Here is a 13,898-nt window from a genome sequence, read left to right on the forward strand (position 1 = left end):
CTACGCAATGAATATCATCTCTGGGAGCCGGATGTGGGAAAACTACAAGTCCGGTTCTGCAGGGGTTTCATGGCAATGAATTACTTTATTTGAAAGGAAATAAAAGTCATGTCTCTACCTACCATTACTCAAATATCATTTTTAATTATGGGTGTCATGGCAGTATTTTTATCTGCTTTAATGATTACTAGAAAATGGCCCGTTACCTCTGCAATGTTATTAATCGTTGTTATGATGTTAATTGCTGGAATGTACGGATTGCTTGGCGCTCATTTTTCAGCAGTGGCACAAATTATAGTTTATGCTGGTGCGATAATGGTTGTGTTTGTTTTTGTTATTATGCTTCTGAATTTACCTCCTGAAGAACTTAGATACGGCAGAATAACAATAGGTGAATTAATATTAACTGCTTTAGGTTTTATTGTTGCTTTATTTCTTGGTACAAAGGTGGGGCAAGGCTATCTTATATCTAATATAAATTCAAATTCTTTAATGAATGCACGTCCTCCATATTATCCTGAATCCATGAATGAAAATGTGAAAAATGTTTCCGCATTAATGTTTACAGATTATCTATGGGCGTTTGAATTAATTAGTTTTTTAATTTTAGTAGCTATTGTTGGCGCAATTGTCATAGCAAAGAAAGCGAAGGTGAGTGATGCCAAGTCTGCCTGAACTCGGTATTTATTTTTCATTATTATTATTTATTATTGGCTTATTTGGAGTCATGTTCAGAAAAAATTTGATATTTATGATGCTAAGTGTTGAAGTTATGTTAAATGCAGCAAATTTAGCATTTATTAGTGCAAGTAGCATGACTAATACAATAGATGGCCAAGTAATTATGTTTTTTGTAATGGCTGTAGCTGCTTGTGAAGCGGGAATAGGACTTGCACTTATTATTTCTTTATACCGTGCGAAGTCAAGTGTTGAAATTGACGACCTCAGAATACTGAGAGGATAAAGATGCAAGAACAAACATTACTTACTTTAATCGTTTTATTACCTTTAGTTGGTGCACTCATAAATGCTTTTGCTTTAAGAGCAGCTAATGTTGGAATCGTTTGTATGGTCGCTACATTTGTTGTAGCGCTTCCCTTTATATTTTCAGTAATGCTATTTATGGGACCAGTTATCCAAGGAAATACTTTAACAGTTGATTTATTTAATTGGGTATCTGTTCCTTTAGTGAATGGAAAAGAATTTAATATTTCATTTGGTTTAACAGTGGATAGACTTTCTGGAATATTTCTTCTTGTTATAACTGGAGTTGGTTCTTTAATACATATGTATTCTGGCGAGTACATGCACCATGAAAAACGTCCATACCGCTTTTTTGTTTACTTAAATTTATTTATATTTTCTATGTTATTGTTGGTATTAGGCTCAAATATGCTTGTTACCTTTTTAGGTTGGGAAGGTGTTGGAGTCTGCTCATATTTGCTAATTGGTTATTGGTACGAAGATAAAGCCAACTCAATGGCAGCAATAAAAGCATTTATAGCAAATCGTGTTGGTGATGCAGGCTTTTTAATTGCTATGTTTCTTTGCTACATGTTATTTAAAACGATCAATTACGCAGAGTTAGCCGCTATTATTGCAGCATCTCCTCAAACTTTTTTAGCAGAAAATTCTGTTGAAATAACATTAATTGGGCTTTGTCTTTTATTGGGAGTGGCAGGAAAGTCTGCGCAAATTCCTCTTTATACATGGCTACCTGATGCGATGGCCGGCCCTACCCCAGTTTCTGCATTAATCCATGCTGCAACAATGGTAACATCTGGCATCTATTTAATGAATAGATTAAGTTACGTTCTTGTTTTAAGTCCTACCGTAATGACAACAATTGCAATTGTTGGTGCAGCTACCGCAATTTTTTCAGCAACAATTGGATTTGCACAAACTGATATTAAAAAAGTTCTTGCTTATTCAACTTGTAGCCAGCTTGGTTACATGGTGATGGCTTGTGGTGTTGGTGCTTTTCAATACGGTGTTTCTCATGTTGTTACTCATGCCTTCTTTAAAGCGTGTTTATTTTTGGGCGCTGGTAGTGTTATTCATGCTCTCCACCATGAACAAGATATTCGAAAAATGGGCGGCCTCTTTAAAAAAATGCCAATTACTTCTGTTACTTTTTTAATTGCTACCTTAGCAATAATTGGTTTTCCTGGCTTTTCTGGATTTTTCTCAAAAGATGCAATATTAGCTGCTGCATGGGCTGGCCCTTTTGGAAGTCCAATACTATGGTTAGTTGGTTGGGTAACAGCAGGTTTTACAGCTTTTTATATGTTACGTTTAACTTGGCTTGTGTTTTTTGGAGCTTGTCGTGCAGAACATCCCGATCAAATTCACGAAACAAATTTTGTAATTACAATTCCATTAATAATTCTAGCAGTACTATCTATTTTTGGTGGACTTATTGCGATTCCAGAAGTTTTTACTGGAAAAGCTGATTTTATTACAAGCTTTCTTTCTCCAGTATTAGGACAAGCTCAATCTATTATTAATTCAAGCGGTATCCATGCAACTCATTTAAGTCATTCCATGGAATATGGTTTAATGGGAGCATCTATTTTAATTGTTTTTGTTGGTGCTACATTTGCGATTGCTGTTTATAAAAACGGTCCAGATGGTGGCGAAAAATTTGCGCATGCATTTGGACCTGTTTATCGTTTGGTTCGTGATAAATGGAGAATTGATGAATTGTATGAACTAATTCTTATACGTCCTCTCGCAAAAGTAGGAAAATTCCTATACAGCTTTATAGATAAAATAATAATTGAGGGCGTTGTAAATGGTATTCCTGAAACCTTATATACAGGAACGAGCGTTGCAAGCGATGCTCAATCAGGAATGGCAAGGAATTATCTCAAGTTTATTTTTATTAGTGTGTTTATTTTTGGGTTAATTCTATTTCTTTGAGCAGTTGAGAGGACACAATGATCGATGGCGTTTCGCAGTGGATTTTATCACTGCTCATAATTTTTCCATTATTCGTAGCTGGTATTATTTTAATAATACCTTCATCAGCTGACTGTCGCCTTCATAAAAAGATTGCTTTAGTAGGAACAGTTGTTGAATTCGTGTTTTCATTGCATTTGATAAAATATTTTGTTCCTAATTCGGCGCAGTTTCAATTTTCTCAAGTTTTAAATTGGTTGCCGCAATCAACAGGAATTAAATATGTTGTTGGTGTTGATGGATTAAATTTAATACTCGTTCTTTTATCTACCGTATTTTCAATTATTGTAATGATGACAGTTTACACTTCTATTAAAACAAAAGTAAAAGGTTTTTTAACCTTATTTCTTTTGCTTCAGTCTGGAATAATTGGTGTCTTTGTTTCCTTAGATGTTGTTTTATTTTATGTCTTTTGGGAATTAACACTCATACCTGTTTATTTTATGATTGGAATTTGGGGCGGAAAAAATCGTGTTTATGCAACTCTTAAACTTTTTATCTACGGTGTTGTAGGAAGTTTATTGATGTTGGTTGCTTTAATATATCTATATTATACACACTCATTAGAAAATAGTGGTGTTTATTCTTCAAACATTCTTGACCTCTATAAAACAGCAGCAGCGTTGCCTTTGACAACACAATCCTGGTTGTTTTTAGCTGTTACTTTAGCGTTTGGTATTAAAGTACCAATATTTCCTTTTTATACTTGGCTACCTGACACTTATGAACAAGCGCCTGCGACTTACACATTAATGTCTGGTGTTATTTTAAAACTTGCTACTTATGGATTAATTCGATTTAGTGTATGCTTATTCCCTGCAGCCGCAGTTTATTTTGCAACTCCTATTATGATATTAGCTGTGATTGGTATTATTTATGGTGCACTAATTGCTTGGCAACAAAAGAATGTTAGAAGAATTATGGCATTTTCATCATTAAGCCATTTAGGCTTTATTGTGATAGGTATATTTTCTCTAAATACAATAGGCCTTCAAGGTGCACTTTATCAAATGTTAAATCATGCTATTACTGCAGGAGCTCTCTTTATTTTATTTAACTTCTTATATGAAAAAAGAGGAACATTTAATTTAGATGAATTTGGTGGAATTGCGAAAGTGTTACCTTGGTTTGCTTTTTTCTTTGTTGTCGCAGCAATGGGATCTGTTGCTTTGCCAAGTACAGGAAGTTTTATTGGTGAATGGCTTATTTTAATAGGTTCATTTCAAGCAAATCCAATAATAGGTACGATTGCAACTTTAGGAGTTGTTTTTGGAGCTATTTATATTTTATGGGCTACTTATAAAATATTATTTGGTCCATTAGATGATCCAGAAAATCAAAAATTATCAGGTTTAAATAAGTTTGAAGTGATTCAGTTAACTGTATTATCTATAATGATATTTGTGCTAGGTTTTGCTTCTTCTTCTATTCTTCAACATACAAAACCAACTCTTGTAAATATTGAAAGAAGTGTAATTAGCAACTCTGCTTATTTCTCTGAACTTGCCAATACACAAGATGGTGTTCTTTTGCCTCTAAATAAATTTCAAACAGTTCAAAATGAAGGAGTGAAATGATGTCAGCAGATTTTATGATGACTCAACTCCAAGAGACCATTAAAGCAGCAATTCAAACTCGTTTATGGAGTGATATTTTACCTCCAGCTTCGTTTTATTTTTTATCTCTTCCTATTTTATTATTGTTAGTAGGTGGTTTGGTAACAATGCTATTAGGAGTTTTTAAAACAGACCCTGATAAACCATGTTACCCTTCGTGGTACGTTGCTGTTTTTGTATCTTTTGCAGCAGCTGTTTTTGCTATTTTTTCAAAAATTTCGACACCAAAAGCTTTTTTAGGAAGCGGTGTTTTAATTGATGATATTTCAAGAACGTCATTTATTGTAATTGCTATTGGAACACTGTTTACTTTAATGGCTTCATCAATGACTAAAATTGGTAAAGAATTATTACGTTCCGAACTGCTAACTCTTATTTTATTTTCATCTGCAGGACTCATGGTAATGTGTGCTGCAGGAGAATTTTTAAGTTTTTTTGTTGGATTAGAATTAACGAGCATATCTCTTTATGTACTTGTTGGTTACCAACGTAGAACACTTCAAGGTATGGAAGCTTCTATTAAATATTTTATTTTAGGAGCAGCAGCAGCAGCCATGTTATTAATGGGCGCTGCTTTAATTTACGCAAGTATTGGTTCGTTACGTTTTGCAGACTTTAGGTTGTTAAATATTTCTTTATCAAATCCTTTTGGATTAGCAGGCGTTCTACTCATTTTTTCAGGGCTCGCTTTCAAACTTGCCATTGCTCCTTTTCATTCCTGGGCTCCCGATGTTTACCAAGGAGCAAACTCTCACTTAACGGGTTATATGGCTTCTTTAGTTAAGTTTAGTGTTGCTATTGTTATTCTCAGAATTTTAAGTGTAAGTTTTGGCGATGGTGAAAAAACTGGCCTTATTATTGTTTTCTGGATATTTGGTGCTGTTTCTATTGCTGTAGGCTCTTTATTTGGTCTAGTTCATAATAGTATTAAGCGGATTTTAGCTTATTCTTCCGTAGCAAATGCAGGTTATTTTTGTTTAGCATTTGCATCTTTGGCAGCAGATCCTACAAGCTTAGAGTCAAAACAATCTTTAATGTCATATGCTGTTATTTATGCTGTATTAAGTATGGGAGCATTTACCGTAATTTCATGGTTAGAAGATTCAAATCGTGAAGATCTTTTAAAAGAAGAATTAGCGGGAATTGGTTCAAAAAAACCTTTTGCTGCTGTTACATTAAGTGTGTTTCTTTTTGGATTTGCTGGTATTCCACCAATTGCAGGATTCTTCGGTAAATTTTTCCTTTTACTTTCTGCAGTAAATCAAGGATTTATTGGACTATCTATTATTTTAGTTCTATTTAGCTGTCTTTCATTATACTATTATTTGTCAATTATGGCTGAAATGTGGTTTAAACCTGCAACTCGGTACTCTGCGCAAAGCAATCAATCTGAAGAAACAAATTCAGGAATGAAAGCGGTTTCATTTATAGCTGCTTTTGCTGCAATAGTAATTGGTATTATGGGGCCTCGTTGGGCAATTAATTTAAATTATACTCAGGCCTCTGAAAAGAATATGCGTATTGTTAACACTGCAAATAGCGTTCATAATAATACAAATTCAAAAAATGAAGTTGTGATTTCAAATCCTAAATAGAGAGCAATTTCATTAAATTTATTATTGCCTCGAGATATCGAGGTTTTTTTTTGGGGTAAATAATATATGAATTGCTTTGATTTATTAAAAAATACTTTATTGAATGAGAATATAAATTTAAATTTAGAATCAAATGTTCCAAATCAAATATATTCAAAAAATTATTTTGAATTTGAAAATAAAATGGATGAGTTATTAAATTATTTTTTTTCAAATAATCCTTCAGATAATTCTGTTTTTATTTTATGTGATGGCAAATTTAAAAGTTCCGAAATAAATTCAAACATCAATATATCTGACATCATTATTCAAATGATAAGTAAAAAATATAATGTAATATATAAAAATTTATCTTTAGAAAGCAAAACGGCTGTTGAAGATATACACGCTTCCGAATATTTTTTAAACCATGTAAATTATTTCATTCAAAATGAAAAAAAATGTAAAGTTTATATTGCATTAGGAAGCGGAACAATTACAGATCTTTTAAAACACTCTTTATATTTAAATGATCCGAATTCTATTTTTATTAGCATACCGACCGCAATGACGGTAACTGCTTTTACTTCTTCTTTTTCTGTTTTAGATATAGAAGGCGCAAAAAGAACAAGAATTTCTAATAAAATTCATACTACAATTTGGATTGAACCTTTATTGCAAGCGGCACCAATTGCCTTATCTCGAGCGGGTTACGGAGATCTTCTTGCTCGTTTTGTAGCATATGGTGACTGGTATTTAGCTTATAAATTGAAAATTACTGAGAGTTATAATGAATTAGCTTATCGCTTAATGGAAGTATTTTCTGATTCTTTAAAAAATTTGTCGGTGAGTATTGGGCAAGACATTTTAACAAGTGATGCGACACAAATTCATGCCTCTGCTCTTGCAATGGCTGGGATTGCAATGTCATTAAGTGGAGAAACAACTCCACTAAGTGGCTATGAGCATGTAATTAGTCATGCACTTGATTTTTTAAAAATAACTTCAAATAGAACATTAGTTTTGCATGGAGAGCAAGTTGCATTAGCTTCTTTGACAAGTGCGATGAGTATGGATTGGTTTTTAGAAAATACAGAATTTGATATTAAAAAATTTAGATCAATGAATGAAAAAGAAACAGAAAAATTAATAAATCAATTTATAAATTCGGCACCTTATTATGGAAATCAAGATAATATAAATTCAATAGATCAAAATAAATTACTAGAAGTAAAAAAATTATTTATTCAGGATTACATGATAAAAAGTGAAAAATGGGACCTTGCAAAAGAAAAATTTGATACCTTTTTAAATGAATTACCAGAAATAAAAAAACATCTTTCAAAGATAACAATTCGTTCTTATGAAATGCAAAAATTATTGGAGAATGCAAAATTACCAACGTATCCTGAAGTAACAAACCCACCAACTTCGGCTCTTGAATATCGCTGGGCTTTAAGGTTTTCTCCATTTGTAAGATCTCGCTTTTGTATTGCGGATTTTATTTTTTGGGTGGGTGAAGATACCTGTGTTGTGGCTGCTATTTAGAAAAGTTATAATTTATATTCAATCTTTTCCTGCTGTCTTAGCTTTAATTTTTTTATTGGTTTGTAATTTTAAAATAAAATTATTGTGTTAATGCTTTAGGTTTCTCATAGATCATTTTTTTATCTTTGTTAAAATTGCTAGAGTAGGAATAACTGTTTACCGTATCATTGTCGTTAAAGTGTATCCTAAGTTCTTTTAATTTGACATCATCTAAGAATAGATTGATTTTTGCGTATCTATAATAATAAGTTTTCATACCAAAAAGAAAGTCTGCTCGAAGTGGATAACCATAAATCGTTTCTATTTCTTCTCTGGTAGTAGAGTTTAATGAAATATTTTTGAAATCAGCTGTAAACTGATTACCAATAGTTGTACATGAGCAAAGAAAGATTAAACTACAAAATAGGATTGCTAACTGTATCGGGTTCATTTTCATAAAAAAATCCAATTTTATTAAATTAGTGAAGCATAATTATTTATTAGTCTCAAAAATAATTTTTTTATCATTTTCAAATGAGCTATAATAAGCATAGTCTTTAACAGTGTCGTTCTCATTAAAGCGGATTACAAACTCTTTGCTTTGTAACTCTCCAAATGGTTTTACTTTTAAATATACATAAATATAAGATTTAAATCCATTATCAATTCCTGCCCTATATGGAAATCCATAATTCGCTTCAACTTCGCTTCTGGTCGTCGAATTTATTTTAATATTGCTAAAATCTCCCGAAAATGATTTACCAAAAGTGGTACAGGAAGTAACTAATATTAAACTAAAAAATATTATGATGTATTGTGTGATGTTTTTTTTCATGTGAAAATCCTTTTTTTATTAAAATTTTGTTGATTCTTTAAACAAAAAAAATTAAATCTCCTGATCCATTTCTTGAAAAAGGAATTTCTTTTTTTTTGAATGATAATTTAATTGGTTTTCATACAGATTACCTGTGAGATAAATAACTAAAAGTAACATTTATAGTCATGATAATTTTTTGTCAATACGGGATAGATTACCAAAAATTTAATATTTTAAATGTTGGGTTAAGAGGTTTATTTAGTTTAATAAAATAATTATTTTGGTTATGGAGTTTTATATTAAAATAAAATTCATATTATAAAAATATTAGTCACTCTTTTTTTTCTTTGCCGTTGCAGAACTTGTTTTTCCGAGGCTTTTTTGAATAAACTTAATTACCCTTTTTTTTAAATCTTTATCTTCGTCTAACACAAGTTTTATAAGTTCTAGTTCATTATTTGTTCTTAATTTCTTTTTATTTGCAGGAATAGCCATAAATAAAATACCTCCTTTTAAATTATCGGAAGTATTTTAATGTTTCATTTAGTTTTGAATGCCTATGTCAAAAATTAGCTGCAGATTTTATATCTTCTAAAAGATCTTGAGCATCTTCTATGCCAACTGAAAATCTTAATAAATCAGAGGTTATTCCTAGTTTTTTTCTATGCTCTAAAGGAACGCTGGCGTGAGTCATTGTTTCGGGATGGTTTATTAAAGATTCGACACCACCAAGGCTTTCGGCAAGTGAAAAATATTTTAATCTAGAAACAAATGTTTTTAATTTATCATAGTCACCATTTATTCTAGCAGAAATCATGCCTGAAAAACCTCTCATTTGTTTTTTAGCTAGTTGATATTGCGGGTGATCCTCAAGTCCAGGAAAAATAACTTCGGAAAATATTTTTAGTTTTTGAATTTCTTTTGCAATAAATAAAGCATTTTCATTGTGCTTTTTCATTCTTAAAGAAAGTGTTTTTATACTTCTTAACAGTAAAAAGGCTTCAATAGGAGCATTTACACTTCCTCCTGCAAATTGAATGAATTTAAGTTGTTCAGCAAGGGAGTCTTCATTTAGCATTAAGCAACCGCCAACTAAGTCGCTATGGCCTCCAATGTATTTTGTTGTACTATGTAATACAATATCAGCGCCTAGTTCAATTGGATTTTGAAAAATAGGTGAAGAAAAAGTATTATCTACAACAGTAATTGCTTTAAATTTTTTTGATATTTTTGAAATATATTCAATATCAATTAATTTTAAAAGAGGATTCGTAGGTGTTTCAATCCAAACAAGTTTTGTATTTTTTTTAAAATGACTTTCAATATTATTTGTAATTGTCATATCAATAAATTCAAAATCAATATTATATTTTGCAAATATTTTTCTAAATAATCTGCCAGTACCACCATAAACATCGTCGCAAACAAGAACATGATCACCTGGATTTAGTAATTGAGCAATGGCGCTAACAGCTGCTAGTCCAGATGAAAAAGAAACGGCATGTTTTGCTTTTTCTAATGCGGCTAGTGAATTTTCTAGAGCAGTTCTTGTTGGATTTCCTGCTCTAGAGTAATCATATATTTTTGGATTTCCAGGGCTATCTTGAACATATGTTGACGTTTGGAAAATAGGAGTCATAATTGCGCCTGTTACGGATTCTGGCTCAACTCCTGCATGAACACAAATAGTATCAAAGTTATTACTTAATTTACTCATTTTTTTTCTCCTAGGGAAATATCAGGAAATTCATTAAAATTAATTTTATGAAGTTTTAAAAATGTATTTTTAATATATTCTCTTTGTTGAATAGGATCGAATGGAATTGATGAATTTTTAAGTAAGTTTTTAACAATTTCAGAATTCATCATATCTGAATAAAGTTCGCAAACAATTGGATTATCTGATAGCGAAGGTAATTTTATATTTGAACCCATTATTCCTGCATTATGAAGCATATGTCTAGGAAAAAGAGTTTGTTGATGAACCCAATCGGTATAGCCATTTTCATAAAATTGAATAAAAACTTGTTCATCTTCATGGTACATTTTATCACCAACAATCCATTGCCCTATTGCTGCTAAATGAATTCTTATTTGATTTGTTCTTCCTGTTTGAGGCAAACAAGCAAACATGGTATAATCTTCATAAGTCGCTAGTTTTGAAAACCAAGTTTCAGCTTGTTGAGGTAAATTGCCATTAACCCAAAGTTTAAGTCGAATTAAAGAATTTTCAGGTTCTCCAATTGGTAATGTAACTCTAAAGTTTTCCGGTAATCGGCTTTTTCCTTTAGTCACTGCAATATATAATTTTTCAATGTTACCTTGTCTAAAAGCTTCTGATATAATATTTCTGGTTTCCGATTTTCTAGCACAAGCTAAAATTCCGCTAGTTTCCCGATCGATTCTATGAACTGCAGAGCAATCAGCATAACCCATTTTTGCAGATATATTTACGAAAGTATTTTTTCCATAAATACCAGCTGCATGAATTACCATATTTGGTGGTTTAGAGAATATACAAAGATCTCCATCGTCAAAAATAATATCCATTTTTTCTATTACATCGGGTTCATATTCTGGTGGATGAAAAAGCCATATTTGATCATAATTTTTTAATTTATATGTAGGCTTTACTTTATTTAAATGAATTTTTTCGCGTTCTTTTTTATTGGCGCCATGCTCAATTAAAACTTCACCATTTGAAATTCTTTCACGCCACGTTTCTCTGTTATGAAATTGAAACTTACTTGCCATGTAAGCATCAATTCTTTCTTCATTTTCTAAGTTTTCTAGATGGTTTCCAATTTTTCTAAAATCTTCTTTTTTCGGCTCTTTATTTCTTTCAATGGACTTTGGCGCTCTGGCTTTCAGCATTGTTTTCATAACTTCGCCAATTTCATCTTCGTTAATAACGGGAGATGATTTTGGTTGATTTTGAATTGATTTTTCTTCAATCAGATTTTTCATTCTTTTTATATTATTATTTATTATTGTTTTTTCTTCTTTTGTTGCATTAAGATGCTTTTTTAGCAATTGATCTTTATATTGTATGATCATATCTGTTTCAATGCTTGGGAGTATTTCTATTCCTAAATCATGATTTGGATCTATCATATTAATTATATTTAATATAGCTTCTGCATTTCCGCCGCTAAAGTAACATTTGCAAGGGGAATGCATTTTTATAGATGCAATAACACTTGATGCTGTTGATAAAAATACACCTCTTTGAACATAAATTTCTTGATTCCAATTTTTATCTTTTGGAGTAAACATTTCTGAATTAGCTTGGAATAAAGGAACTAAGGCCGTGTAATGATGAATTGCATTAAATGCCATTTGTACGCCAGGAAAAATAAAATTCTCTAAAATGGATAAAGAGGATGAAACTCCTTCGCAAGTAACTGCTGTGCCAAATGAAAAAGTAATAATATTTTCTTTTAATTTTTTAGCTTGTTGAAATGCAAATAAAAATTTAAGAGCCCTATCAGCTCCTAATCGACTTACTTCAAAGTCTCCCGTGATATCCATGCAATTAAAAATATCATTTTCAGTAATTTTTAATTCATGAAACGAAATTTCTGGGAAAAGGCTTGTTAAGTAATCTTTAATTATACTTAATGAATTTTTTGTTTTTTCAGGTGTGTTTACGGAGGTGTATACTAAATCAATTTTTAGTTTTCGATCTAAAATAAATCCATCTAATATTGTTTTAAAAAATTCTCTAATTTTAATTTGCTCATTTTTAAGCAAGATATCATATGGAATATTAATATGATATTTCTTTAAATGAGAAGATTGATATCCAATATGAATTGTTGTGTTACCAAAATCAATAGCAAGAATGGGCGTTCCTTTTTGTATTGATTCTGTGTTTGTTATCGTTTTTTTATTTGCTGTAGGTTCTTTTAATGAAATATCTCCAGACACGACGGGCTTTGAATTACCACTTAATAATAATCCAGCATTATTATCAATTCCTAAAAATTCACCTTGCCTGGTTCCTTTATCTACAGATAAAATAGTCCCCTTTGGTAACGATCTTTCTAAAACTAAAGATTTTAATTGTTCTGTATTACGTGGAGAACAAATATAATCAATAATTTCATTTTTTAATGTTTCGCAAAATTTATTTAAAATAGCAGATCTAAATTCATTTGATTTATGATACTTATTTATTTCTCTTTTGATTGTTTTATTGTCATTTATGAATAAACTTTCCCAAAAAGAAATTGATTTATCATATTGAGGATGGCTAAAAAAATTTAAACCAATGCCAATAAAAAAGTCTCCAATTTTATTTCCAATAGCATTTGTTTCACACAATATACCGCATATTTTTTTATATTCTAAAACTTCTTTAGCATTAGATTTTTTAGGAAAATAAATAATATCATTAGGCCATTTAATACAAATCATTTTATCTTGATTAAACGGAATGCTGTGAAGCATGGACTTAATAAAACTTTCTGTAGCAGCTAGTGAGTCATAAATAGCGCAACCTATTAATGAAGTGACCCATTCATAGGGAACTTTAATTCTTTCGCTTGGAATAACTAAGGTAACGGGCAAAAATTCATTTTGTTTTAAAACAGCATCGTTTAAATTGTTAAAATAAAATAATTCAGATGTTTCATTTATAGAGTTATTTTCTTTAATTTCCGCTTGTTTCCAGAGAGAACCCCCTCGACCTCTGCCAAGAGTTTGATTGCTGGTCATAATCGCTAAAATATTACCTTTATGAGGGTTATTTTGGACAAAATGTTTAGCAAGATCCATAGTTGATGGTGTTTGTTCTGTGTAAATTGTATAAAAATCATTTTTCGTCATTGTAGTTCCATTAATTAATGTGGTAAATAGAGTTGTAAACTCATATCAACCCAAATAGCTTTATGAATTAAAGCTCCCATGCTGAGAAAATCGACACCTAGTTTTGATATTTCTTCAATATTTTTTTCATCTAAATTACCACTAAGTTCAATTTTAATATTTTGATTTATTTTATTTCGTTCTTGAACTGCAAGTAAGACATCTTTTTCAGAAAAATTATCAAGCATGATAACATCAGCCCCTTTTTTCAAAGCAGCTTTAAACTCAGTTAAATTTGTAACTTCAATTTCAATTTTGGTTAATATTGGTATGTTTTTTGATAAATTATCGAGAGATTCTTCAATTGAACCTATTGCTCTTAAATGATTTTCTTTCAGCATAGCTCCTGTATCAAGTCCATGTCTGTGATTACGAGCGCCAGCAATTCGAGTGGCGTATTTTTCGTATATTCTTAAACCAGGAGTCGTTTTTCTTGTCTCTAATAAAGATATGTTGCTTGAATATTTACGAATTTCTTGCAGAATTGTTTTTGTTTTAGATGTAATACCACTTGTTTTTGAGCATAAATTTAAT

Annotated in this window: 12 protein-coding genes; 6 read left to right on the plus strand and 6 right to left on the minus strand. The window is 31.0% G+C overall.

What is annotated here, in order from left to right:
* Nucleotides 1-108: 108 nt before the first annotated feature.
* The 6 genes from ACIQ56_RS08055 to ACIQ56_RS08080 all read left to right on the plus strand — a co-directional run bounded on the left by ACIQ56_RS08055 (nucleotide 109) and on the right by ACIQ56_RS08080 (nucleotide 7,699).
* On the plus strand, nucleotides 109-675 hold the full coding sequence (locus ACIQ56_RS08055) for an NADH-quinone oxidoreductase subunit J (RefSeq protein ID WP_397600557.1): 567 nt from the start codon (nucleotides 109-111) through the stop codon (nucleotides 673-675).
* A complete protein-coding gene (gene nuoK / locus ACIQ56_RS08060; protein WP_397600558.1) occupies nucleotides 659-964 on the plus strand; it encodes an NADH-quinone oxidoreductase subunit NuoK in 306 nt (101 codons plus the stop codon). The genes ACIQ56_RS08055 and nuoK overlap by 17 nt, the downstream gene beginning before the upstream one ends.
* 2 nt (nucleotides 965-966) lie before the next feature.
* The gene (nuoL, locus tag ACIQ56_RS08065; RefSeq protein WP_397600559.1) at nucleotides 967-2,922 is read left to right on the plus strand and encodes an NADH-quinone oxidoreductase subunit L; all 1,956 of its coding nucleotides are present in this window, start codon (nucleotides 967-969) and stop codon (nucleotides 2,920-2,922) included.
* 17 nt (nucleotides 2,923-2,939) lie between these two features.
* Nucleotides 2,940-4,538, plus strand: coding sequence for a NuoM family protein (locus tag ACIQ56_RS08070; RefSeq protein ID WP_397600560.1), 1,599 nt, complete (start codon nucleotides 2,940-2,942; stop codon nucleotides 4,536-4,538).
* Nucleotides 4,538-6,172 carry an NADH-quinone oxidoreductase subunit N gene (locus tag ACIQ56_RS08075; protein WP_397600561.1) on the plus strand — a complete coding sequence of 545 codons (1,635 nt, stop codon included), beginning with the start codon at nucleotides 4,538-4,540 and terminating at the stop codon, nucleotides 6,170-6,172. The genes ACIQ56_RS08070 and ACIQ56_RS08075 overlap by 1 nt, the downstream gene beginning before the upstream one ends.
* Before the next feature lie 66 nt (nucleotides 6,173-6,238).
* Nucleotides 6,239-7,699: an iron-containing alcohol dehydrogenase gene (locus ACIQ56_RS08080; RefSeq protein WP_397600562.1), complete on the plus strand. Its 1,461-nt coding sequence runs from the start codon at nucleotides 6,239-6,241 to the stop codon at nucleotides 7,697-7,699.
* A 79-nt stretch (nucleotides 7,700-7,778) separates the two neighbouring features.
* Here the strand turns inward: ACIQ56_RS08080 and ACIQ56_RS08085 are convergent, their stop codons facing one another.
* The 6 genes from ACIQ56_RS08085 to nadC form a co-directional block, all read right to left on the minus strand.
* Nucleotides 7,779-8,129, minus strand: a complete 351-nt coding sequence (locus ACIQ56_RS08085; protein ID WP_397600563.1) for a hypothetical protein — start codon at nucleotides 8,127-8,129, stop codon at nucleotides 7,779-7,781.
* A 42-nt stretch (nucleotides 8,130-8,171) separates the two neighbouring features.
* Complete coding sequence (locus tag ACIQ56_RS08090) at nucleotides 8,172-8,513, minus strand: hypothetical protein (protein WP_397600564.1); 342 nt, start codon at nucleotides 8,511-8,513, stop codon at nucleotides 8,172-8,174.
* 309 nt (nucleotides 8,514-8,822) lie between these two features.
* The gene (locus ACIQ56_RS08095) at nucleotides 8,823-8,990 is read right to left on the minus strand and encodes a hypothetical protein (RefSeq protein WP_397600565.1); all 168 of its coding nucleotides are present in this window, start codon (nucleotides 8,988-8,990) and stop codon (nucleotides 8,823-8,825) included.
* A gap of 67 nt (nucleotides 8,991-9,057) precedes the next feature.
* A complete protein-coding gene (locus ACIQ56_RS08100; RefSeq protein ID WP_397600566.1) occupies nucleotides 9,058-10,212 on the minus strand; it encodes a trans-sulfuration enzyme family protein in 1,155 nt (384 codons plus the stop codon).
* Entirely contained in the window at nucleotides 10,209-13,325 is a 3,117-nt protein-coding gene (locus ACIQ56_RS08105) for a type III pantothenate kinase (RefSeq protein WP_397600567.1), read from the minus strand. The genes ACIQ56_RS08100 and ACIQ56_RS08105 overlap by 4 nt, the downstream gene beginning before the upstream one ends.
* A gap of 14 nt (nucleotides 13,326-13,339) precedes the next feature.
* Nucleotides 13,340-13,898: carboxylating nicotinate-nucleotide diphosphorylase (nadC, locus tag ACIQ56_RS08110; RefSeq protein WP_397600568.1), on the minus strand; the 559-nt coding region annotated here is incomplete at its 5' end.

The sequence above is a fragment of the Silvanigrella sp. genome, from assembly GCF_044369315.1.
GTDB lineage: Bacteria > Bdellovibrionota_B > Oligoflexia > Silvanigrellales > Silvanigrellaceae > Silvanigrella.